Annotated in this window: 26 protein-coding genes and 1 riboswitch; of the genes, 1 reads left to right on the top strand and 25 read right to left on the bottom strand. The window is 42.9% G+C overall.

The genetic code is table 11. The features are described from left to right. Positions 1-84: 84 nt before the first annotated feature. The 9 genes from NQ536_RS03835 to NQ536_RS03800 form a co-directional block, all read right to left on the bottom strand. Positions 85-915 (bottom strand): hypothetical protein, encoded by an 831-nt coding sequence (locus NQ536_RS03835; RefSeq protein WP_004849701.1) that lies wholly within the window; start codon positions 913-915, stop codon positions 85-87. Positions 916-1,293: 378 nt separating this feature from the next. After that, positions 1,294-1,743 carry a hypothetical protein gene (locus NQ536_RS03830; RefSeq protein ID WP_004849696.1) on the bottom strand — a complete coding sequence of 150 codons (450 nt, stop codon included), beginning with the start codon at positions 1,741-1,743 and terminating at the stop codon, positions 1,294-1,296. Between the two features lie 56 nt (positions 1,744-1,799). Beyond that, positions 1,800-1,982 (bottom strand): SMI1/KNR4 family protein, encoded by a 183-nt coding sequence (locus NQ536_RS03825; protein ID WP_004849695.1) that lies wholly within the window; start codon positions 1,980-1,982, stop codon positions 1,800-1,802. Next, complete coding sequence (locus NQ536_RS03820; protein WP_004849693.1) at positions 1,979-2,299, bottom strand: hypothetical protein; 321 nt, start codon at positions 2,297-2,299, stop codon at positions 1,979-1,981. The genes NQ536_RS03825 and NQ536_RS03820 overlap by 4 nt, the downstream gene beginning before the upstream one ends. A 95-nt stretch (positions 2,300-2,394) precedes the next feature. Beyond that, entirely contained in the window at positions 2,395-3,210 is an 816-nt protein-coding gene (locus tag NQ536_RS03815; RefSeq protein ID WP_004849690.1) for a hypothetical protein, read from the bottom strand. Positions 3,211-3,504: 294 nt separating this feature from the next. Beyond that, on the bottom strand, positions 3,505-3,690 hold the full coding sequence (locus NQ536_RS13910) for a CPBP family glutamic-type intramembrane protease (protein WP_004849685.1): 186 nt from the start codon (positions 3,688-3,690) through the stop codon (positions 3,505-3,507). Next, entirely contained in the window at positions 3,687-5,027 is a 1,341-nt protein-coding gene (locus NQ536_RS03810; protein WP_004849683.1) for an MATE family efflux transporter, read from the bottom strand. The genes NQ536_RS13910 and NQ536_RS03810 overlap by 4 nt, the downstream gene beginning before the upstream one ends. Positions 5,028-5,207: 180 nt before the next feature. Next, positions 5,208-7,415, bottom strand: a complete 2,208-nt coding sequence (locus tag NQ536_RS03805) for a glycoside hydrolase family 36 protein (protein ID WP_004849680.1) — start codon at positions 7,413-7,415, stop codon at positions 5,208-5,210. A gap of 240 nt (positions 7,416-7,655) precedes the next feature. Beyond that, a complete protein-coding gene (locus NQ536_RS03800; RefSeq protein ID WP_004849677.1) occupies positions 7,656-8,939 on the bottom strand; it encodes an adenylosuccinate synthase in 1,284 nt (427 codons plus the stop codon). A gap of 408 nt (positions 8,940-9,347) precedes the next feature. On the opposite strand from NQ536_RS03800, the gene NQ536_RS03795 reads away from it, so the two are divergent. Further along, positions 9,348-10,226, top strand: a complete 879-nt coding sequence (locus tag NQ536_RS03795; RefSeq protein ID WP_004849670.1) for a LysR family transcriptional regulator — start codon at positions 9,348-9,350, stop codon at positions 10,224-10,226. Positions 10,227-10,297: 71 nt separating this feature from the next. On the opposite strand, the gene NQ536_RS03790 is transcribed toward NQ536_RS03795, so the two are convergent. The 16 genes from NQ536_RS03790 to purF all read right to left on the bottom strand — a co-directional run bounded on the left by NQ536_RS03790 (position 10,298) and on the right by purF (position 24,301). Beyond that, positions 10,298-10,963: an HAD family hydrolase gene (locus NQ536_RS03790; RefSeq protein ID WP_044997802.1), complete on the bottom strand. Its 666-nt coding sequence runs from the start codon at positions 10,961-10,963 to the stop codon at positions 10,298-10,300. 1 nt (position 10,964) lies between these two features. After that, entirely contained in the window at positions 10,965-12,164 is a 1,200-nt protein-coding gene (locus NQ536_RS03785; RefSeq protein WP_004849666.1) for a cation:proton antiporter, read from the bottom strand. Between the two features lie 86 nt (positions 12,165-12,250). Next, positions 12,251-12,335: riboswitch (Fluoride riboswitch) on the bottom strand. Positions 12,336-12,339: 4 nt separating this feature from the next. Beyond that, a complete protein-coding gene (locus NQ536_RS03780) occupies positions 12,340-13,716 on the bottom strand; it encodes a sodium-dependent transporter (protein ID WP_004849664.1) in 1,377 nt (458 codons plus the stop codon). A gap of 244 nt (positions 13,717-13,960) precedes the next feature. Continuing rightward, positions 13,961-14,476: a hypothetical protein gene (locus NQ536_RS03775; RefSeq protein WP_004849663.1), complete on the bottom strand. Its 516-nt coding sequence runs from the start codon at positions 14,474-14,476 to the stop codon at positions 13,961-13,963. A 1-nt stretch (position 14,477) separates the two neighbouring features. Beyond that, entirely contained in the window at positions 14,478-15,338 is an 861-nt protein-coding gene (locus NQ536_RS03770) for a DUF3658 domain-containing protein (protein ID WP_004849660.1), read from the bottom strand. Beyond that, the gene (locus tag NQ536_RS03765; protein WP_155803777.1) at positions 15,325-15,993 is read right to left on the bottom strand and encodes a hypothetical protein; all 669 of its coding nucleotides are present in this window, start codon (positions 15,991-15,993) and stop codon (positions 15,325-15,327) included. The genes NQ536_RS03770 and NQ536_RS03765 overlap by 14 nt, the downstream gene beginning before the upstream one ends. A 17-nt stretch (positions 15,994-16,010) precedes the next feature. Then, complete coding sequence (locus NQ536_RS03760) at positions 16,011-16,478, bottom strand: SMI1/KNR4 family protein (RefSeq protein WP_155803776.1); 468 nt, start codon at positions 16,476-16,478, stop codon at positions 16,011-16,013. A gap of 76 nt (positions 16,479-16,554) precedes the next feature. Continuing rightward, the gene (locus NQ536_RS03755) at positions 16,555-16,923 is read right to left on the bottom strand and encodes an ACT domain-containing protein (protein ID WP_004849653.1); all 369 of its coding nucleotides are present in this window, start codon (positions 16,921-16,923) and stop codon (positions 16,555-16,557) included. 18 nt (positions 16,924-16,941) lie between these two features. Then, a complete protein-coding gene (locus NQ536_RS03750) occupies positions 16,942-17,424 on the bottom strand; it encodes a helix-turn-helix domain-containing protein (protein WP_252203850.1) in 483 nt (160 codons plus the stop codon). 214 nt (positions 17,425-17,638) lie between these two features. Next, positions 17,639-18,313 carry a DNA/RNA nuclease SfsA gene (gene sfsA, locus NQ536_RS03745; RefSeq protein WP_004849647.1) on the bottom strand — a complete coding sequence of 225 codons (675 nt, stop codon included), beginning with the start codon at positions 18,311-18,313 and terminating at the stop codon, positions 17,639-17,641. Positions 18,314-18,332: 19 nt separating this feature from the next. Further along, entirely contained in the window at positions 18,333-18,779 is a 447-nt protein-coding gene (locus NQ536_RS03740; RefSeq protein WP_004849646.1) for a PaaI family thioesterase, read from the bottom strand. Positions 18,780-18,832: 53 nt separating this feature from the next. Next, entirely contained in the window at positions 18,833-20,320 is a 1,488-nt protein-coding gene (gene panF, locus NQ536_RS03735; RefSeq protein ID WP_004849643.1) for a sodium/pantothenate symporter, read from the bottom strand. Further along, positions 20,310-20,585: a YhdT family protein gene (locus NQ536_RS03730; RefSeq protein WP_004849642.1), complete on the bottom strand. Its 276-nt coding sequence runs from the start codon at positions 20,583-20,585 to the stop codon at positions 20,310-20,312. Before NQ536_RS03730 ends, panF begins: the two co-directional genes overlap by 11 nt. A 296-nt stretch (positions 20,586-20,881) precedes the next feature. Next, a complete protein-coding gene (locus NQ536_RS03725) occupies positions 20,882-21,013 on the bottom strand; it encodes a hypothetical protein (protein WP_259806202.1) in 132 nt (43 codons plus the stop codon). A gap of 108 nt (positions 21,014-21,121) precedes the next feature. Then, on the bottom strand, positions 21,122-22,576 hold the full coding sequence (gene purB, locus NQ536_RS03720; protein WP_004849638.1) for an adenylosuccinate lyase: 1,455 nt from the start codon (positions 22,574-22,576) through the stop codon (positions 21,122-21,124). Positions 22,577-22,825: 249 nt separating this feature from the next. Then, a complete protein-coding gene (purF, locus tag NQ536_RS03715) occupies positions 22,826-24,301 on the bottom strand; it encodes an amidophosphoribosyltransferase (protein ID WP_004849634.1) in 1,476 nt (491 codons plus the stop codon). Between the last annotated feature and the right edge of the window lie 293 nt (positions 24,302-24,594).

The raw sequence follows: 24,594 nt of genomic DNA, 5'->3' as shown, positions 1-24,594 counted from the left end.
GTATCCTTCTGCACCTCTATATGAAATCGATTCCACGCCAAACGGTCTACATATCTTGCTCCCTTCTTTTTTACCCCCCGTCTTTTACACTTCGATTCCCATCGCACGTATTGCTTCTAAGTTCTTCTTTGCTCGCTCTGCCTTTAATCGTTCAAGTTCTTTTTTAGTTTCTTCATCTGTAAAAAATTTTTCGTATCGCTCTATTGTATCATCAGCTCTTTTTTTACAGCGCAGCATTTTTATTTCTCCATCAGCTCTCAACATTTTACCTTCATCAATATCATGAAACACTCTTTCCTTTATTGCTTCATACTTATTCAGCACATTCTCCTTGTAGCTTTCTTGATTAGGATATTTAGCTGGTAAAATTAAAGCTTCCTCGCTATTTTCAAACTGATACCTGTTCCATACTGTTAAGCACATAGAATCATATAACTCTAGATAATCTACGCATGTCTTTAAATCCACCACCTTGTCAAACGCCGGAATTATATAATGCTCTATTCCAGTCATGGCAAACGCAATCTGTTCCCTAAGAGATGCTTCATCTCCCTTTTTGATGATATAGTCAACTCCCGGCTGTTCATTCTCATACACCGTTATTTCATTGCGTTTTGCCTTCATGTACATATGAGGCATCGTAGTATGTATCCAGTCCATGCTGGCATACACAGACCGGTTCAGATTGATCTCCGGGCGGTATATACTGCCGACCGCACAGTATACTTCAAACCGTTTTTCCTCCAACTGCGGCGACAGAGCCTGCTCCAGCCGATAGTTGATGACTTGAATAATCTCGGGAGTTGCCATCCTCACAAAGTGCGGATACCTCCCCTTTACTTTCTTGAACCCATGCGGCTCCAGCGTTTCCTTAAATGCCGCTTTAAGACTCTTGTCCACTTCCAATGTTCCCATATTACTTTACCTTCCACCATGCACCAATATCTTCATATATTGCATTTATCTCTTCGCTTCATTTCCCAAAGCATAAAAGTACTTTCCTATATCCTTAAATGAATAACTTGTACGGGCTTCTTTAAATTCAACCACTTCGTCCTCAAAATCTATTATCATCTTACGAATTTTCTTAATTAGTTGCTGATCGGTATATATCATGATATTTCCTTCCTATTTAAACTTTCTTTGACTAATCTTGAGCTATTTTTTATTTATCCACCTATCTTTAGTCAAAGACTTAGCATTACTTATTCCAACAACGTCATACATTGCATATGTTCATCCGCCAAATGCAGGTACTTTTCCAGCTCGGTTGAATGAATCATATGTATTACATTATCTACTTGCATTAAGACCTAATATCATTTTCGCTGTTTTATTATTTTTGTCCATTGTTAATAACAGTTCTGCATATTCCTTAGCATGACTATAATCCATAACGCGTTCAGGAAGTCCATAAAAAAATAGGATTCTTTCTAAATTTCCAATGCTATTTTGTATTTTAAGTGCAAGTCTTGAATAATAATATGCCGCATGATATGCTCCCTCATAAAATGCTAACGGTCCCAATAACAAATCAATTAAGACGTCTAACCAGAACATATCCTGTGTAGTTTTAAACATATCCTGTGCAAATAACAGCAGGGTTACATTTTCTGTATCATTTGCACATATGATAATTGTATCTCTAATCAAATTCCTATCCATATCCTTACACAAGCTTTTAGCAAAATCAAATTGTCCGTCTAATATATATTTAACAAATTTTTTTCCCATTTCACGCATTTTCCTTCCTAAAATTTAATCGGGTGATGCTCATCCATATATTTTCGTTTGCAACCTTAACCAAACAATCTGTGTAATATTGTTGAATCAGCTTTAGCTATCCCTGTTATAAAGTCAGTATATGAATCGCATATTTTATCAAATCTATCTTCTCTAGCTTCTGTATACATATACACCGGGGGATTATCTCCCTCATCTAATCTAAAAAAGAACCATTGTACACCTTGATTATCTATCATAAATACAAACGCTTCCTTATCAAGAGATATCTTGATATTAGCGTAAGTGCGAAGAATTGAACAGCAGCCCAAACCAACATTGACGTTGCAGCAGCCGAAGGAAATGTAGCGCATAATCCTCCAAGTGTCAAAAGCGCCGATAATGCACCCCCATTCAGCCCTCCGGATATCATATACGCCCCTGCTCCGGTCTCCGGGTCTATGACCATATACCCTGTTCCCGGCCAGCTGCCTATCGTCATGTTCTCTGCCGGAATTGTGACTATCTTACCTGCGTTTACGGCTTCCGTCACTGCCTGAATCCGGTATCTCAGCACAGCTATGATATTTTATCTGTCTAACAATGTCCTCTCGTACCTTTGTCATTTGTTTTAATTTCATATGCTTACTCCCCTCTTTTTGCCCCCGTCTTTTACACTTCGATTCCCATCGCACGTATTGCATTTATATTTTTTTCTGCTCGCTCTGCCTTTAATCGCGCAATCTCATTTTTAGTTGCCTCATCTTCAAAAAATTTTCCGTATTGTTCGATATCATCATTATAACTTCTCGTGCATTGTATTATTTTTTCCCGCCCATTTGCTTCTGTAATTCTTCCATCTAAAATGTCTTGTTCCACCTCCTTTTTCATTGTTTCACAATCTTTTTGTATTTTCTTGCTATATGATTCCTTATCCGGATATTTTGCTGGTAAAATAAATTTATCTCCATTTTCAAACCATACAAATAGTTCGCCTCTATCATATAACTCCAAATAATCCACGCATGTCTTTAAATCCACCACCTTGTCAAATGCCGGAATTATATAATGCTCTATTCCAGTCATGGCAAACGCAATCTGTTCTCTGAGAGAAGCTTCATCTCCCTTTTTGATGATATAGTCAACTCCCGGCTGTTCATTCTCGTAAACCGGTATTCCATTTCGCTTTGCCGTAAAATACATATCTAGCTGTGTTGTATTTATCCAATCCATGCTGGCATACACAGACCGGTTCAGATTGATCTCCGGGCGGTATATACTGCCGACCGCACAGTATACTTCAAACCGTTTTTCCTCCAACTGCGGCGACAGAGCCTGCTCCAGCCGATAGTTGATGACTTGAATAATCTCGGGAGTTGCCATCCTCACAAAGTGCGGATACCTCCCCTTTACTTTCTTGAACCCATGCGGTTCCAGCGTTTCCTTAAACGCCGCTTTAAGACTCTTGTCCACTTCCAATGTTCCCATTTCTCTTTCTCGCACACAACAGATGCACGATACCTCCTTTTCGTTAAATTTAATTAAAAAACGGAGTAAATACTGATGCACTCAGTGTTTACTTGACAAGCTCCAAACGGTCAGAAGCTGTATCTCTGACAAATGATTCCTGATATCATGGCGCATGCCGAGAACATTACATATAAGATTAATCAATTATATATTAAGACAGATAAACAACGCGCTGTTTATCGCATAAAAAACAATATCCAAGAATAATAAATCAATCGCATTCCCATCAGCCCCTATAGTTAAACAAAGCATTTACATTTTAGATTGTATCACCCATACCATCTTAAATCCAATGCTTTGTAGTAGGCTGCTAATCAGAACCGCCGCCATCATCTCCACTTTCAGATAAGCTCCGAGTATCACACCCCGGAAGATGTATTCCTCAATGATTGCCGGTACTATTGCAAAACAGACATCCCTTTGCACCAAACCGATCATTCGTCAATTGCTTTATCAACCGGCCACGACTTTCTGAGAGCCATATAAGAGATCAGGAAGTTTGCAAGCCATCCCGCCGGCACCGCAAGCCAGACAAATTCGATACCAAAACGGGGCGCACAAATCAGGGCAACTGCCAGACGAATCGCGAGGTTGACCATATTTGCAATGAGAAATGGGCGCATGATCCCAAGTCCTCGAAGGACCCCGTCGGTTGCCATCTTGATTCCCATGAAGATGAAAAAGTAGCCAATCCATCTCATATAGCCCCCAGACACCTGATATGCCAAAGCGGTTCCATCTTTGCCAAGGAATAAAGATGAAATCTGAGTATGCAGTGTTTCAATGACTATAAATGCGATGATCGCAAAGCACACATCCAACACCAACGCAGCCCGATATCCTTTTTTGATACGTTTGATTTTCTTTGCGCCAAGATTCTGAGAAACATACGGTGAAACTGCATTTCCAATGGATACAAATATCAGTGAAAAAACATTCTCTACCCTCATCGTTGCTGAGTAACCTGCAAGTGCCTGTGTACCGAATGGATTTACAACTGCCTGAACGATCATCATACCAATCGACACTGTGGACTGCTGAAGAACCGATGGTACGGCAATTCTAAGCATGAAATGTAACTCGTGCCTGTCAAACCAATCAAAACGGCCTTTATATTGGCACATACGCCAAAGAAAAATCAGCAGTGAAAACACTGCGGATATTCCCTGGGCAATAAGAGTTGCAAGAGCTGCACCGAAAACGCCCAGGCCGAGGCCTGCCACCATCCAAAGATCCATAACAATATTCAAGACAGAAGAAAATATCAAAAGACCCAACGGTATCTTTGATTCACCGATTGAATTGAACATTGTTGAAAGAATATTATACATAAACAAAAATGGAAATCCGGCAAAATAAACACGAAGATACAGCACCGCTTCATCCAGTATGTCAGCAGGTGTCTGAAGCAGCGTCATCATCGAACGTGAAAAGATAAGACCACATACACCCAAAAGTATACTCAAAACCATAAAACTTATCAGCGATGTTGATACTATTGTTTTCATTTTACTATAATCCCTGGCTCCAAAATAGCGGCTCACAAGCACGCCCGCACCTATGCCGGCACCGAGTGCCACACAAATGAATACATTTGTAAGAGCGGCACATGCGCCAACAGCCGCAAGTGCAGATGATCCGACATACTGGCCAACTATTATTGAATCAGCCATATTATACACTTGTTGAAAAAAGCTGCCCAAGATCATAGGCATTGCAAAGACTGTCAGCGCTTTAAGCGGTGCATCTGTGATCAAATACTCATCTTTTGACATTATGTTATTCCTCCAAATTGAATATTAATCCACTTGTCCTTATTTACAACAAATACCATTTTTTAAATTCACAGCCAACAAATTCTGCGTCCTCTATTGTTTCATTTTCCAGTATCACATTTTCAAACATCTACAAGTGGAATCTATAAAATTCAAAACGATGAATCAGATTCCGCCTTATTAAACAATACCCTTTCTTAATTCAAAAAGTCTTGCCATAACAGGCTTTTTAAAATGCACCGTTAATACATTTCCTTTGAATTCAAAATCAACCGGTTCCTTCTTAGGATAAATGCAGGATACTTGCATATCGTCTCTGATAAATGGAATACTGTCCAATGGTATGGACAAACTATCATCTGTGCAGTTTATGCCGGCTTTCATGTACCTGTCATTATTTTTTCCTTCCATTTGCCGCTTCCATACTGCAAGATATGCTTTGTTTTCAAGCTGAAGGCCTCCGCATACCCACATATCCTCATTGTCAGCAATATCAATCGGCCAATAAGGTATCGCATATTTGATATCCTGACGAATCGTCTTATAACAGGCAATTCCCTCTTTCACTAATGCAAGACGTTCCGGCGGAAGTTGTGCCAAATGACCACTCTGATGAATACGAAGCAGCATGGCATTTATCATATTATAAATTACTTCTTCCTTGTCTCCCTGGCGCATCGGATACGACCAGACTGCCGCCTGTTCCGGAGTAACTCCTGCCACAGCATTTGCTGCTATCGTCGCATAATTCCGGTAATCTTCCTGATCCGATGTAGACTGAATACTATATCTGGAGAGCAACGCATAATCAATGCGAAGGCCTCCGCTGGAACAGTTTTCAATTACCAGATCCGGATAACGTGCAAATACATCATCAAGCCAGTTTAGATATGCTTTTTCATGTTCAAGCAGTCCCTGCCCCACACTTTCCGCGCCAAGTTCAGTACCTATGCCCGGTTCAATGTTATAATCCATCTTGATATATCCCACTCCGTAATCTTTGACTACCCGATCGATCACTTCATTGACATGTTCGATGACTTCCGGATTTCTAAAATCGAGCTGATATCTGCTACGGTCATATACACGCTTTCCATGACGGATAAAGAACCAGTCATCCGGAGCATTCTTTGCTTTCTCACAATTGATTCCCATCACTTCAAGTTCCAGCCAGACGCCCGGTATCATTCCCTTTTGACGAATGTAATCTGTTACTTCTTTAATTCCATTCGGAAAACGCTCCCTGCTTTCCTGCCATTCGCCGACACTGTCCCACCATTCTCCGGGAGCATACCAACCGGCATCTATCACATAGTATTCACAACCGCATTCCGCAGCCGCATCAATCATCGGAAGTTCTTTCTCCGTTGTCGGATCACCAAACAGGCAATTCATATAATCGTTGAAAATAACCGGTAAATTCTCATCATCTTTATTCGGTCTTCGAATCATACGGCGATATTTTGTCAGCTCACCCATTGCTTTTTCAAAGCTGTCATCTGCCACACCCACAGCAACCGGTACCGATTCAAATGATTCGCCCGGCGCGAGATTTTTGAACCAGTGAGACTGTACTTCGGTCGGTCCGCTGACACAGACATAAAAATGCGTATTCTGATCACTGATCTCATAATGCCAGGAACCGTTATGTTCAATCTGCCAGAATAAGCTTGTATGTGCCTCTGTATTTTCTACATACCCTAATGGTAAATACTTCTTCGTAGACCAGTTTCCGGTATTCGATACTTCAAGCACCTGTGAAGTACGCTGGTATACCCCGGGTTGTGTTTGCGCCAGTCCTACATCTCCGAACTTATATTCTTTGATACTCATCTCTTTCTGCCATCCATTATAAGGAATGCGCACTCTCATTTTCGCATCGGAATTGCTTTTTCCCTCTTTTTCAATTCCTGTATAGCAAAATGAAGATAGATATTCCAGACACTGTGTACTATCGCCTTCATTGATTACTTTATTGACCATACGAACGATAGAAGTGCCCTTATAAAACTGCATTCTTGTTTCTACGCGGACATGTGTCTCTTCCTTATCTTCCTGATAAATGGTTATCTTACGTCCAATCTCATTCCAACTGTCTTCCATCCCCGCATAGGTCAATAAATATCCCGGTGCTGTACAAATATGTTTATTTCCATGCTTTTCATATGGGCGATTATATCCGGCAAGGTTTACCTGTACAAGTTGAAAAGCCTCATCGATAAATTGCTCTTTTCTTACCAGATCTTCTGCCTTACATTCCTTTCCAAATTTGCAAATATCATTTTCATCAAATTCTGCTTTTGAAAAATGCAGCAATTTGATCTGATTTTTATCTGTAATTCCAAATACAATATGAATTCCGTTTTCATTGATTTTGATGTATTTCATTTTTCTCCTCCATGCAATAAATTTGCAATATGCTTTTTTTGCACATCGCCCTATCCACTAGAACTTTTATCGGAAAGCCGATAAAATAATCATAACAAATATAATCTTATTCTACAATCTCCTTACACCACAAATAGAAATCCATTTCCAACAACAAAAGAGACACTCCCTAATAATCTCTTACTGGAAAGTGTCCCTGTTATTTTTCTGTTATTTGATTTCCCTGTGAATCAGGTCAAATTACTTTGCGTTTCTGTAGATGATATCGTTTCTTCCCGGACCGTTTGAAATCATGGTGATTGGGAATCCGATATGCTCTTCAACGAACTCGATGTACTTTCTGCAGTTCTCTGGAAGATCCTCGTACTTCTTGATTCCTCTGATATCTGTCTTCCAGCCTGGGAGTGTCTCATATACAGGTTTTGCCTTCTTGAGCTTTGATGTTGTTGGGAAGTCTGTTGTAACCTCACCATCGATATCGTAGCCTACACATACCGGGATCTCATCGAGATATCCAAGTACATCAAGTACTGTAAATGCAACGTCTGTTGTTCCCTGGATACGGCAGCCATACTTTGATGCCACACAGTCGAACCAACCCATTCTTCTAGGTCTTCCTGTTGTTGCACCAAACTCACCGCCATCACCGCCGCGGCGTCTGAGCTCATCTGCCTCGTCGCCAAATATCTCACTTACAAACTCGCCTGCTCCTACTGCGCTTGAGTATGCCTTACATACAGTGATGATCTGCTTGATCTCGTATGGAGGTATACCTGCACCGATGGCACCGTAAGCTGCCAGAGTTGATGATGATGTAACCATAGGGTAGATTCCGTGATCCGGATCCTTCAGTGAACCAAGCTGACCCTCAAGAAGGATGTTCTTGCCCTCCTTGATCGCCTCATAGAGGTATGCTGATACGTCACATACATAAGGAGCAACCATTTCCTTATACTCCATGAGTGTGTTGAATATATCATCAACCTTTAAGAGTGGCTTGTGATACAGGTTCTCAAGAAGAACGTTCTTCTGTACTATAACTCTCTCGATCTTCTCCTTCAGTGCTTCCTCATCAAAGAGCTCGCTTACCTGGAAACCGATCTTTGCATATTTATCTGAATAGAATGGAGCGATTCCTGACTTTGTTGATCCGAATGACTTACCTGCAAGTCGCTCCTCCTCGTATTCGTCGAAGAGAATGTGGTATGGCATAACCATCTGTGCTCTGTCAGATACAAGGATCTTAGGCATTGGTACATTTCTGTCTGTGATGGACTTTATCTCCTTGAAAAGAAGAGGGATGTTAAGTGCAACACCATTTCCAATGATACTTGTTGTGTGACTGTAGAACACTCCTGATGGAAGTGTATGTAAAGCAAATTTACCATAGTCATTGACAATTGTGTGACCTGCGTTGGCACCACCCTGGAATCTTACGATTATGTCTGACTCCTGGCCTAACATGTCTGTGATCTTACCTTTTCCTTCGTCGCCCCAATTGGCTCCTACAACCGCTCTTACCATAATACTTTTCCTCGCTTTCGCAGCATTTTGAAATATTTTCTGATATCCGTATTGTGGCTGTTCAAATGTTTCTGCCCATACATAATATTTATAAGCAGATCACTCACAATACCTTTTCATTATAACACTATAATGTCATAAGTAAAATCAATATTATTTATATTTATTATAAGTGTATCTTATATTTGTCTTTACATTTTGTAGAAACCAACATAAACTGTAAATATAATGAATTTTGTCCACCTCAAACACCATTTTACTTATATTATATATGTATAATTTTTTAAGCAAAATTATTTCAATCGTACCATTATAGAACTGTAAAAAGTCCTGAATTATTTTGCAATAAAACATATTGTTGACACACACATATTAAACGATCTCTATTGAATCTGGAGGAAATTATATATGAACATAAATTTCGAATATTACAAGATCTTCTACCACGTCGCCAATGCATCCAGCATATCCGCTGCTGCCAGGGATCTGTGTATATCCCAGCCAGCCGTAAGTCAGGCAGTCAAAGCTCTGGAGCAGGCGATCGGCATAGAACTGTTCATCCGAACCAAGAAGGGCGTCTCACTGACAAATGCCGGAGAGCTCCTCTACTCCCACGTTGCAGCGGGATACGAATCCATATCCCTGGGTGAACAGCAGCTCTCACAGCTTCTCCACATGGAGACCGGGGAGATAAGGATAGGTGCAAGCGATATGACACTGCAGTTCTATCTCCTGCCATATCTGGAGCATTTCCACCAGCTATATCCGGGGATCAAGGTTCATGTCACAAATGCTCCGACTCCCAGCACGATAAATCATCTGCTATCAGGCAACATAGACTTCGGTATCGTCACCAGTCCTCTTCCTGCAGATCCTCACATGGAGATCAGGCAGGCAAGGGAGATCGAGGACATCTTCATCGCCGGACCAAGGTTCTCATATCTTCAGGGCAAAACTCTGGATTACCACGAGCTTGACGAACTTCCGATCATTTGTCTGGAACACGACACAAGCACACGCGCATATGTCGACACATTCCTGAGCCATGAGGGCGTGACTCTGCAGCCCGAATTCGAGCTTTCTACCAGCGATATGATCGCCCAGTTCGTCATGAGAAATCTCGGCATCGGCTCCATCATGGCAGACTTCGCCCAGAGCTATATAGACCGCGGCGACCTGTTCCGCCTGCAATTTAAAAAGCCCATACCAAAGCGTCACATGTGTATCATCAGTGACAGGCGCCGTGGTATGAGCGTTGCTGCAAATAAACTTATGGAGTTGTTGTAGGAATCATCCCCACACCCATATATCATAGCAAAATAGAGCATGTTCGTCCATTTGAACACGCCCTATTCTTATCACATATTTCTATAATCCGGAATCAGTTCATCACACAGCCCTGTCTCTTCAAGCAGTTCTCTCGATGAGTCACCATAGATTCCCACTATATATCCGGCTCCGGCTGCCGCCGCTGCCCGGATTCCTGACGGTCCATCCTCTATGACCATGGTTTCTTCCGGCACTGCTCCGATGCGCTCCATGGCCCGGATGTACATATCAGGGGCCGGCTTAGCATTCATGGTTCCATCGTCGTATGCGCACAGCGTTATGTCAAACCACCTTCCGAGATCAAACTCTTTAAAATAGAATGCGAGATTTGTCATATTTGACCCTGTGGCTATGTTCATATTTATCCCCTGTCCCTTAAGTTTATCAAGGTATGCCACTAGGCCGTCCACCAGTTTGAAGTTTGCAGTATCTTCCATGTACATCTCTCTGTACATAGCCTCTTTCTCCTCGGTAAGTTCAAGTATCCTCTCCTCGGTGAGCGTACCCTTTCCCATGAGGTATTCCAGAATATCCTTGTTCGTGTGCCCCAGCACATGATGCTGAAACTCCTCCGTGCTCATCTGTCTGCCAGCAAGCTTCTCCGCATAATCCTTCCAGGCTATCTCATGATACTTTCCGTCAAATATCATTGTGCCGTTCATGTCAAATATAATGTTCTTTATCTTATTATTCATCTTATTCATCCTCACTAAGCAAATGCTTGTATGTTCCGTCTATTCCTATCGCTCCAAGCGGCGCAGTCACCACGATCGCCAGCACAGCAACCGACAATACTATATTACCACATGCCAGCCCTGCCGCAAGCGGAACTGATCCGATGGCTGCCTGAACTGTAGCCTTCGGAAGATACGCGATGACACAGAACAGCCTTTCCTTCCATGTAAGTGATGTATGTGCCACGCAGATCAGAACACCAACCATTCTAAATGCCAGTGCGACAAATATCATAAGGAGCGCCGGAAGTCCTGCTGCCAGGGTGTATCTGATATCCACAGCCGCACCCACAAGCACGAACAATATGACCTCCGCCGCAAGCCACAGCTTTCCAAATTTCTGTGAGAGTCTTCCCGACACCGACTCTGGACATTTGAGTTTCAGGACACATGCCATTGCCACCACCGCAAGGAGTCCCGACACCGACACCTTTCCCTCAAGCCATCCCTCTATCGCTATAAGCAGGAACGAAAATCCCAGCACGATGATGACCTTCATGCTGTTTCTCACGCAGTGTTTCCTTGCATAGGAAGTCTCAAAGAACAGATAAAGTCCATATCCAACGTCCACGCCAAGCAGTACTCCAAGCACGATGGATATTGGTATATTCACGAAATCCATGACATGAGCACTTCCGCCCTGCGCCATGCTGAGAAATGTGGTAAAAAGCACTATGACAAATATATCATCGCAGGACGCCCCCGCAAGTATCATCTGCGGAATCGCCTTGTCAGTTCCGTACTTTTTCTCTATGAGATTCACCATTCTCGGAACAACGACCGCCGGTGATACCGCGCCTAGCACCGCGCCCATGACCGCTGCCTCTGTGCGGTTTATTCCAAGTATAACTGGTGCGCACAGTATGTATCCGATGATCTCGAATGATGCCGGAACAAATGATAGCAGCACCGCCGAGCGTCCCGACTTCTTCAGATCCTTAAGGTCAAGGGACAGTCCTGCCTTGATAAGTATGATGATAAGCGCTATCTTTCTGAGATCCGCAGATATGGACAATATGGACGGATCAAGGAAATCCAGCACATACGGGCCAAGAACGATTCCCGTCGCCAGCATTCCTATGATGCGCGGCAGCTTAAGCCTCTGACAGATGGCGCCCATCGCCAGTCCGACTATGAAAATGAGTGCAAGTGATGTCAACATGATAGACAATACCTCCTTAATTTAGCAAATGTATCAAAGCATTTTCTTCTTATGGAAACAAAAAAGCTGACACTTCTGCGACAAAAATAATCGTAGAAGTCATCAGCTATATTAGCAGTTTAGGTTGCCCATTCAGGTTTTCCAGAGGAGAACCTCATTCCCTTTTATAATAATTCTACATCTTTATCCAGCCAAGTGCATTTGCAACAGAGCTGAGCAGGATAATGATGGCAAATACAGGGCAGAGATATTTGATCATGACTACAAATACCTTCTTTCTCCTGAAGGCACTCTCGCCGTGAATTATCTCATCCTCTATCTTATCTATTCCAACTACCCTTGACACAAGCAGGCTTGTGAGGAGTGCCGCTATAGGCATCATCACCGAATTGGTGAGGAAGTCGAACAGGTCAAGGAACTGCATGCCTATGATCTTGATTCCTGCCAGCGGACCGTAGCCAAGGGATGACAGACTTCCAAGTGCAAGCATGATAACTCCCACAAGCACCGTTGCCTTCTTTCTTCCCCATCCAAGCTCATCCTCAAATGTTGACACTGCACTCTCAGTAAGTGCTATGGAGCTTGTGACCGCAGCAAATAGTACGAGCAGGAAGAACACGATTCCTATGACAGTTCCAAATCCCATGTTCTGGAATACCTTTGGAATAGTGATAAACATCAGTGATGGTCCGGCCTGAAGGGTATTCGGATCTCCCCCAGAGAATGCAAATACCGCCGGGATTATCATAAGTCCCGCCATGATCGCTATACCAGTGTCGAATACCTCTACATTTCTGGTAGAATCCTCTATCGCCGTATCTTTCTTCATGTAAGAGCCAAATGTTATGAGTATTCCCATGGCAATGGAAAGCGAGTAGAACATCTGCCCCATGGCAGAAACCACTGTCATCCACGAGAAGTTCTTCACATTTGGCACAAGGAAGTATTTTACTCCTGCAAGTGCACCCGGTCTTGTCACGGAATATACCGCAATGATGACTGACAGAACGATCAGTATAGGCATCATGATCTTTGACACCCTCTCTATTCCGTTCTGCACACCGGCAAATATAATGATAAGTGTAAATGCACAGAATGCCATGAAACACAGCTCCGTTGACACACCATTTGATATGAAATCGGTGAAATATCCATCCTCAGCCAGCTGCTTTGCATTTCCTCTGAAATACTCCACCAGATATTTGATGACCCAGCCGCCGATAACCGAATAGTACGGCACTATAAGCACGGGGATAACAGCATTTATCCAGCCGCCAAACGACAGCCATTTCTTCTTTCCAAATGATTTGAATGCTCCAACCGGACTCTTTCTCGTCATTCGTCCGATCGCCGTCTCCGCAACTATCATAGTATAACCAAATGTAAGTGCAAGCACGATGTATATTATGAGGAAAATTCCCCCGCCGTACTTTGCTGCAAGATAAGGAAATCTCCATATATTTCCAAGGCCCACAGATGCACCTGCCGCCGCCAGCACGTACCCCAGCTTGCCCGAAAATGAACTTCGCTTACCATTCTTCATATCTTCCATATACCTTCACCATATTTTACCTGGAACTAATCCCCGTAATCTTTCCTTCCACATTTATTTGCATATACATGTGATTCTAACATGACCCGAGAGGAAAAGCCACTATATATTTGAACATTATCCAGACTGCTGGCATCTAGCCCTCAACACTCCATTTATTATAATGTCCAACACGTAATATCTTTTATTCCCTACCCTCTATAATTTCTTCTATTTTAAGATAGAAATTCTCAAAGAACTCTCTTTATTTGGTTGACAAACCATTTATTTTTGCCGCATCGCGATAAAATACTTCCTTTGAGACCGCCTTGGGGTTATCTCCAAAGGCCCTTATCCCCTGTACTACTCCATCAAGATATAAACCATCTTCCTGAAAAATATGTGTCATAGGGAGATCCCCCAACATATCCATCAGCACAGCTACTTCTGATTCAGCAACCTTCTTTACCCCGATCATAAATTGTCCTTGTTTTCCGGGATGCTTTTCTGCTTTTTTGCACAGAGCAAACGGATACATTTTTATTGGATTTTTATGCCCCGGAAAATATACTTGAGTTTTTATATATGTCAACCTGTAGTTATCATCTGTGCAACTAAGCATGGCATAATATGCCTGATGGTTATGTGATGGTATACAGTAAAAGTCTGCAACAACATCCTCTGGGTATAATTTCATATTTTTTATTTCAGTTTTTGCGACCTCTATATCATCAATACATGCTTTGTATTTTTCTTTATCCACGCTATTCTCAGTCTCCATTCTACAAATACCCTTTTATCAAACGTGCATACTTTTTCTCCGAATCCTCCACAACCTTTATCTTGCCCTGCCTGATGAAATGTTCTATCCTCGCCGCATACCACCAGTCGCCGATTCCAATCGGAACCTGTCCTAGAATATCTCCGATCAGCCTGCACTCCTTAACAGGCTTTTCAGTCAGCCTGTTCCAAATAATAAAATCGTAGAAATCCTCTGACACACTGAGCACAGTTCCGTTTACCACAGCCCTGAGCGGTGCATTTTCAAGGACAAGCTCGCCCCACATCTCCGCATACATTCTTATCTCATCTGATGTGAGTTTCCTCTCATTTCCGAGGAACCCAGCGAATTCCTCCGCCGCCACCTCGTTCCAGCTATGATACGACACTATGACGTTTTTCTTCACAACATGCTCTGGCTGCGTGACAACAGTCACTTCATTTGGATAGTTCTTCAGGATGCTGCATACATGATAAAATCCACACCTTGAATATGGAGCGTCACTGTACCATATTCTTACCGGCTCACCACCCTCAAGAAATCTTATAAGCCTTACCAGTTCCCCAGCATACACATCACCAAGTTTCTTAAGTTCATTGTCATATTCCTCGTCCTGCTCCCACTGGTTCTTAGCATACATTGAGTAGATAAAATCCTTGCGGTACTGACTGTCAACTACCTCGCCGATGTAGCCCATGTCCAGCATGAAACCAAGGCAGATCACCTCGTCAGAAGAACCCTGTATCCACAGTGGCTGACCATTCTTATATTCCACATTCTCGCATTTTGCCGCTTTCATGGAGCCTGCCGAGCTTTCTCCAAATAGTATCTCTACCATAATCTGCTCCTTATCTTTCCCCAATACCCCCTATCAGTCTGTCAATCTCCTGATATGCCGTTTCTGTCCGTGCTGAATATGTGCCATTCGGAGAATCTCCCTGCATAACAAACAAGATTTCTTCATCAGTTTTCGTGTATAAATCGATTCTGTCAGAATACCAGTTATAAACATGATACAGATATTTATTTAATATCCCATCTATCTTTTCAACATCACCATCATCATACCAGATAATATCCTCTGCGCAAAACTCAAAACAGGATATTGCCGCCTCATATATCAACATTCCCATCATAAATGCAGACAAACTATTTTCAGCCTGGCCGATCTCGTTGACCGTGCCATCGTCATCCGTTTCCACGACATACACAGGTGGATCATCCTCAGCCATATCAGCCCTTCTGATCGCGACCTGATATACACCTTGATTCTCATTCAAGATATAAAAATATCCTTTTGTCTTCCTTGTCCATTTATACCTGCGCTGAAAATCAAGAGTAACCCAGGGATCATTGCTATAATTAAACAACTCGCTTGTTTTACCACATTTCTTCCATATCTCATATAGCGTATGTGGGATGCTCTCAAATCCCGCTCTCAGCTCTTTTATCTCCTCATCTGTATATCCTACAAATGACTTGATATTGTATATTTTTTGTAATAAATCATAATCCATATACATTCCTTTTTATCCTAGCAATTATTTTTTTTAACCATATTCATTAATAATTCTTCCATTTTAGGAGATAAGCAGCTTTGGGGCTTAAGCATTCTAATTATTTCACTTAAAACAGCACCAAAATCATCTATTATTTCTAACTCACCATGGTCAACCCAAACAAAATCCCTTGTTATTTTTGAAAAACATAATTGTTCACCATCACCTATTAAATCTGCAATTACAATCAAGTCTTCTGGTAAGTCTCCAGAGTTCATAACAAACTTGTCCGGCCCATAAAAATGTGCCAATGAGTTTCTAATTTGTGCTTCATTCGTGAAACTTAACCATTCTTTATATGTTTCAGGAATAAAAACATTGTGTTTATTTTCCCAATTAGAAATCATTTCATCTGATGCAGGTTGTTTGAACCATGAAGCATCGTCACCATAATCAGATGCAATCTGTTCGCATAAGCGCACAAGTTCTTTGATTTTCTCCATTAAACTATTGTGAGGAATATTCATAATTGTATCTCCCTGATTCTCATCCCGGTTTTAAGTTTCGGTTTATCAACTCTCAATCCACAATTTCATACCCTGCTGCCGCCAGAACTTCAAGTGCATCTTGAAAATTCTCCTTCTTCACCATAACATAATCCGTATTATATGTGGATACTGCAAATATCGAAATTCCGTTATCCGCCAGAACAGATGCGATCTTAGCCAAAATCCCGATCAAAGAAAAATCCAGTACTCCCTGAATGCGAAAGGCCCTCCAGCCGTCATCACGCTTTATAACATTTGACGGCACTTCACTCACCGGGCATACCAGAGACTTTTCCTCATCAGTTTTTCCTATAAAACAATACTCAGAATCGAGATTAGCATATGTATAAGCTTCCACCTGACACACTGAAAATTCTTCATCAATCTTTTTTATCTCCATGACATCTCCTAAATCAACTTATTTCCTCTGAATGTTCCATACATATCCCCTTGCATTTATTATCAACGCAATTGAACATACCACTGTCATAAACAACGGAACCACAACAAATCCAGCACTAATATTTTCTTTACTTCTAAATATTACAGCGGCAATTGTGAATCCAAAACATAATATTTCTATAACAAAGAACAGCACCGCTCTAAAGACGGCCTGCCTCTTCTGCTTGTCCGCGTAATCAGCAATTTTCAATAAAGTTTCTTTTGTCTCTTTTTCCATATTCTCACTTTTCCTCTCACCATCAATTATTTCCCTGATATCTACATCATAATAATCAGCCAATTCAACAAGGATTGCCAAATCCGGCATTGTGTTTCCATTTTCCCAGCGTGAAACACTTCTGGAAGATACTCCAAACTTTGTTGCTATTTCTTCCTGAGTCATACCTTTCTCTTTTCTTAACTTCCTTAAGAAATTTCCAATCTTTACTTGGTCAATCATTTCTGTTTTCTCCTTTCGCTGCTGATTATCATACAAATACCTCCGAGAAAACACGTCAAAAAGTGAGGAAATGACGTTTTTTCCACCTGACAATTATGTCTTGATATAATTTCATCTATTTTTTATCACATATTTCTCATCAAAGCTACTTATATCTTCTAAATCACTTACCATCTACGACAGCCTGCAAACCATTATATATTTCTCATCATTCTCATTCACGATCTGGAATCCAACGCTCCACTATCTCCAGCTCATCCCGTGTAACCCGGCATGTGAGATTTAACACCTCCACACCGGCAGCCTTCGCCTCATAGAAAGTCTCCGCGAACTTCCTGTGTATTTCCGCATTTGGTCTGACCTCAGTTATCCCTGTCATTGGAATGACAAATGCCACATAACATTTATATCCCTCGGAGACCGCCTTCATCAGCTCCCGCAAATGCCTGACTCCCCTGTCGGTGGGTGCATCCGGGAAATATCCTATCCCATCAATCTCCTGCGTACAGCCCTTGACCTCCATGAGATACTTCATGCCATCCTTTTCCATATAGAAATCAATCCTTGAATCCCCGTATACATACTCTGGCTTTATAAAGTCATAATCCTTTGTTTTAAGCCATTCCAAAACCACCTTATTTGGCACCTGACTGTCCACGTTCACCCAGCCAAGCTTTGGATCCTCCACCGCTATGAGATCGTATTTCGTCTTGCGGTTTGGATTTGCAGACTTCTCAAGGCTGACCGTGTTCCCCGGTATCAGCAAACTGCTAAGCCTCCCTGTGTTCTTTACGTGCACGGTCTCTGTAACTCCGTCTATCTCCACATGGGCTGTGAACCTGTTTGGCCTGTCTACGAACTTGCCTGAGATAACATTTGTATATTTCACCTTTCCTTACATCTCCCATCTATTCCACAACAGAACGGTTCATCATGTAGAATGAGAACCTTGCCTTGTCTACAAGCTGTCCCTTGTCATCGTAAATATTTGCCTCGTACAGTGACACCTTCTTGCCCTGGCGGATCTCGATTCCCTCACAGATGAGATACTCCGTGTTCATAGCCGGAGCTATATATGTCATGGTTCCATCTATAGTTGAAGAAAACTTTCCGTAGGTACATGCTGCGATCCCGCTCACTATATCCGCAAGTGAGTACAGGCATCCACCATGCACAGAACCATATGGATTCAGGACATCCTCTGTGACCATCATCTTGCCCTTCACATATCCAATGCTCATATCGACCAGCTCTATCTTCAGGTTCTGGACATAGATGTTGTCCTTGTTAAACCTTATCAGCGCCTGTTTCACATCCTCGGACATAGCTTTTTTGTTGTCGTTTATCTCATTCATGCTTAGTTTTACCTTTCAACTCTATTTTCATGTTCATACATCCTGCGCACATATCAAAAGCACTTGTCCAGAATATCCGGATCAAGTCCTTTTCTTCCCGTTACAAATCCAATTCCAAAGTACAGCACCGCACCTACCATCAGTCCCCACACGACCGCATTTATCCCGGCGATCTTGATAAAATACGTTGCAAATATATATGTCGCGATCGCACCTACGCTGCTGCACACCGCCGCCTGCTTAGTTCCCTTCTTCCAGAACAGGCCTCCCACAAGGGGCCAGAAGAATGTGCATTCAAGTCCGCCAAATGCAAACATGTTGAGCATGAAAATTATATCCGGCGGATTGATCGTGAGAACCATCACCACCACGCCGAGCAACATCGTAAGTATCGTGCTCACCAGCTTGACATTCTTGTCGTATTTCTCATTTTTCACCGGATCATCCCCCACCACGTAATTCTTCCACAGATCCTTCACTATAGCTGCTGTGGCAAGTATGAGGAGCGAATCCGCTGTCGACATGACTGCTGCCATCGGCGCTGCGAGGAATATCGCTGCTATTCCAGGCGGCATGATCTTCTGTACTATATATGGTATAAAATAATCCGAAGTTGGAAGATTGTCCGTATCGACAAGTGCGCCAGCCCATGTTCCTGCAAGATGCATTCCCACGATCACAAAGCCGCATGTGAGAACTCCGATCCACATCGCTCTGTGCATGCTCTTCGTATCCTTAAATCCCATGGCGCGCACAGCAGTCTGGGGAAGCCCCAGCGTTCCAAAGCCCACAAGCACCCAATAGCTGAGCAGCCCTCCTGGCGTGTATTTTGAGAAAATGTCATCGTACACCTCTGGCAGATTTGTCTGAAGACCGGCATCTATCGCGGCAAGACCACCCCCGCTCCTTAAGACAAAGAATATAAACAGGAATGTTCCGATACACATTACTATTCCCTGAATCGTGTCAGTTATAACAACCGCACTGAATCCGCCAATAGCTGTGTACAATATCACGACTGTGCCAAATATCAAAAGTGAACTCACATGATCCATTCCCGTTATGGATGCTATAAGTGTGGCCCCTCCCGTAAACTGGCTTATCATCTGTGCTATGAAGAAAACTATAAGTCCAATGCTCGTGATGACTACCAGCGCATCGCTCTTGTATCTCGCCTTGAAGTAGCCCACCACTGTCACAGCGCCCGTTCGTCTGGACACTATCGCCAGCTTATTTCCAAGCACACCGAGCACCAGAAATGTGACCGGGACCTGGATAGCAGCTATCCACGCCTGTGCATATCCATATGTAAGCCCCGCTGCACCCGGCCCTGATATAAATGAACTTGCGGAAGTGTATGTCGCCATGATCGTCATGGCTAGGACGATTCCGTTCATATTTCTTCCGCCTATGAAATACTTCTTCTCGGACGTTGTGTGCAGACTTTTCTCCGCCCTTCTGCTGTAGACAAAGCTCACCACAATATTGAATAACAAATATCCGAGAAAAACCGATAAGATCAATATCTGATTACTGTTCATTTTCACCCTCACTCTCATCCTCTTCATATTGGAAATCTACGAACACAAACTTAAGCAGCCAGAATACACCGATTACCGCAAGCACCACTGTTCCAAGCACCGAGACCACAAACCACGCCGGCATATGGAACACCGTCCACCCGGTGCCATTTAGCAGAAACGCGGTTAGCACATGCCATAAAAAACATATAAATACCACAAGCAGCGTCGCTTTGATCTCTTTTATGCACTGCCTGTGCTGTTCTTCCTTTGTCAGTTTCATCATAATAATATATCCCCTTATATTTCATAAATACATCGAGCTTTAACCATGTATATATCTTTTATACCTAATGGAATCAATTTTACCGCTGATGCCTACACTATTAGCTTATTATATCCTATCGCCTGTCGTCACAATGCTCATTATATCACGCTGATCAGTTTTTTCATAGTTGCCCCGCCAGCCACCCAAATCCTGTGCATATACAAACTCTGTATTGTTGTCTGCACAAAAAAAATGGCGCACAGACGTTTCGTCCATACACCAGCTATTTATAGTTTACTGTATACCAATTTATGTTACGCTATTTTATCTTTTACATTTTCCAATTCATATAACGTATCCGGATCTATATCCAGACATTTCGATGTATCCCTAGTTCCTGTCACATCCCATGCCAAAGTTCCATTCAAAATTGTACATGAATTCAAAAAGCGCCAGCACATAAGCTCTGGGATATATCAAATATTAAACGGACATACCACCATCTCAAATGCGCCAGCGCCTTATTTACTCTATATACATTTTAATTCAGATCTTTATACATTGATCTCCGCAGTAACGCCGAGGATATCCTTGTTCTCATCGAGGATAGGCTGAATGACCTCTGCAAGGAACTCTCTTGTCTGCTCAGGAGCACGACCTACGAAGTTCTTTGGCTCAAGGATAGATACGATCTCCTCCTTTGTCATACCAAAGTCAGGGTCTGCTGCGATACGGTCAACGAGGTCATTCTCTCTTCCGTACTTCTTGACCTGCTCGCCTGCAAGCATTGAGTACTCTCTGATCTTCTCATGAAGCTCCTGACGGTTGCCGCCACGCTTAACAGCATCCATCATGATATTCTCTGTTGCCATGAATGGAATCTCCTTCATAAAGCACTGGTAGATAACCTTGTCATATACCACAAGACCATCAACAACGTTCAGGTACAGATCAAGGATTCCATCAACTGCAAGGAATGCCTCTGGAACTGAGATACGCTTATTTGCTGAGTCATCAAGTGTTCTCTCAAACCACTGTGTTGCGGCTGTGATAGCAGGATTGAGCGCGTCACACATTACATAATTGGCAAGTGATGCGATTCTCTCACTTCTCATTGGATTTCTCTTGTATGCCATAGCCGATGAACCGATCTGGTTCTTCTCAAATGGCTCCTCTATCTGCTTTAAGTGCTGGAGAAGTCTGATATCATTTGAGAACTTGTGTGCGCTCTGTGCGATGCCTGAGAGCACGTTAAGAACTCTTGAGTCGACCTTTCTTGAATATGTCTGGCCTGATACAGGATAGCACTCAGCAAATCCCATCTTCTCAGCGATCTTTCCATCTATCTTTCTCACTGTCTCGTGATCTCCTCCGAAGAGCTCAAGGAAACTTGCCTGTGTTCCTGTTGTTCCCTTTGATCCGAGAAGCTTCTGCTGGCTGATCATGTACTCTATATCAGAGAGGTCAAGGAGCAGCTCCTGCATCCAGAGTGTTGCACGCTTGCCGACTGTCGTTGGCTGTGCAGGCTGGAAATGTGTAAATGCAAGAGTTGGAAGATCCTTGTACTGATCTGCGAACTTTGCCAGCTCATTTATAACATTGATGAGTTTCTTTCTGACAAGCTTTAATGCCTCTGTCATAATGATAACGTCTGTGTTATCGCCTACATAGCAGCTTGTTGCTCCAAGGTGGATTATTCCAGCTGCCTTAGGGCACTGAACACCGTATGCATATACGTGGCTCATTACGTCGTGACGAACCAGCTTTTCTCTCTCTCTGGCAACATCGTAGTTGATGTCATCAGCGTGAGCCTTGAGCTCCTCGATCTGCTCATCTGTGATTCTTGGATTGCCGTTCTCGTCCTTGAGACCAAGCTCCTTCTCTGTCTCAGCAAGAGCTATCCACAGCTTTCTCCATGTCTTAAACTTCATATCAGGTGAGAAAATATACTGCATTTCCTTACTAGCGTATCTTTCACACAGTGGGCTTTCGTACTTGTCCTTACTCATGTCTTTACCTCTTTCTTCCTGTAGTCTCCCGCATTTGCCAGCTGACAAATGCTTTTATATCTTATCACACAACTATTATACATGGGTTTCAGATTATTTCCATGCTTTTTTTGCATAAACCAGAAATTCGGAATCAATATCCGCTTTTTCCGCTGATATGATTCCGAATTTTCACAATTTTTGTCTTGCGACAAGTGCGCACTTTCGTGCGCTATCACCAGGACTCCTCCCGCTTACGCGGGCCCCTCCTCATGATATAATATGAGACTCCGATCCTCTCTTGAAATTCTCGTGGTCGCCTCTGATGTCCTCTGTAGGCGGTTTCATAGGATATTGGCCGCTGAAGCATCCATGGCAGTACTGTCTTCCGCCTGAGAGCTCCGGAAGCCTCTCCATCTTCAGGTACGCCAGAGAATCGGCACCTATGATCTTGCATATATCATCCACAGACCTGTTGTATGCTATGAGCTGCTCTCTGTCCGGAATGTCAGTTCCAAAGTAGCATGGATACAGGAATGGAGGTGAACTGATCCTTACATGGACCTCAGTCGCTCCTGCCTCCCTGAGCATGCCAACTATTCTGTCACTCGTAGTTCCACGAACTATAGAGTCATCTATCATTATGACACGCTTGCCATTTACAGCCTCCTTAAGGACGTTCAGCTTGACACGCACGCTGGACTCTCTCTGGCTCTGCTGTGGCTTTATGAATGTTCTTCCCACATATCCATTCTTGACAAATGCCGTTCCATATGGAATACCCGATTCAAGTGAGTAACCCATAGCCGCCGCATTTCCCGATTCAGGAACGCCAACTACCACATCAGCGTCAACCGGGCTGTCCTTTGCAAGGCATCTTCCGGCTGTGATACGCGAATCGTACACAGACATTCCATCTATGACTGAATCAAGTCTCGCAAAGTATATATACTCAAATATACATCTTGCATGCTGCTCCTGGCACATGTTCTTGTACGACTGGATTCCGTACTCAGGTGATATGGTTACAACCTCTCCAGGCTCCACATCCCTGACAAATTCAGCCCCTATGGTATCGAGAGCGCAGCTCTCAGATGCCAGTATGTATGCGTTATCACGCTTTCCTATACAAAGCGGTCTGAAGCCAAATGGGTCTCTGGCTCCGATAAGCTTTCTAGGGCTCATGATAACAAGTGAATATGATCCCCTTACTTTCTTGAGAGCTCTTGTGACAGCCTCCTCAACGGAACCGCACTTAACTCTCTCTCTGGCTATATGGTAAGCTATTACCTCAGAATCAATTGTAGTCTGGAATATAGCTCCTGTGAGCTCCAGCTCACGTCTAAGCTCAGGAGCATTTACCAGATTGCCATTATGGGCAAGTCCCAGAGTTCCCTTTACATAATTGAGAACCAGTGGCTGTGCATTCTCTATAGTGCTGGCACCGGCTGTAGAATATCTCACATGACCCACACCGATATTTCCCTTTAGCTTGCTCAGTGAATCAGTCGTGTACACCTCATTCACAAGGCCCATGCCCTTTAAGGAGCTGACCTTGCCCTTAGGACCGGCAGTGTCTGACACCGCTATACCGCAGCTCTCCTGCCCACGGTGCTGCAATGCAAACAAACCATAGTAGATCGTGTTCGCCACATCATTTCCATCGAAATCATAGATACCGAAGACTCCGCACTCCTCGTGCATCTCGTCCTCGTCATAATAATGGGATCTTAAACATTCGTTCATAAATATATGCCTCTCATGTTATATTATTGTAACTGTCACGGCCACATATTTCTCATTGTAAGTCTGGTGACAGTCATATCTTTCGCCACATAAAACTTTATCTGTTTTGCCACAACATGTCAACAGATAAATTCTATCATTTTCAGGTTGATACCCCACTTTTTTCATGCATTTTCACCAACAGCAGTATATTTCGCAAGTATTTATCTATTTAAGCTTGAGAAAATCCACATCTTTCTGTCACAACCTCGCCTCACCGGACGCTCTGTACTTCTCTCCTGACACGGCAGGTT

The organism is Coprococcus eutactus, from assembly GCF_025149915.1.
Taxonomy (GTDB): domain Bacteria; phylum Bacillota; class Clostridia; order Lachnospirales; family Lachnospiraceae; genus Coprococcus; species Coprococcus eutactus.
Note: the sequence above shows the minus strand (reverse complement) of the source record. Positions and strands in the feature narration are given on the sequence as shown.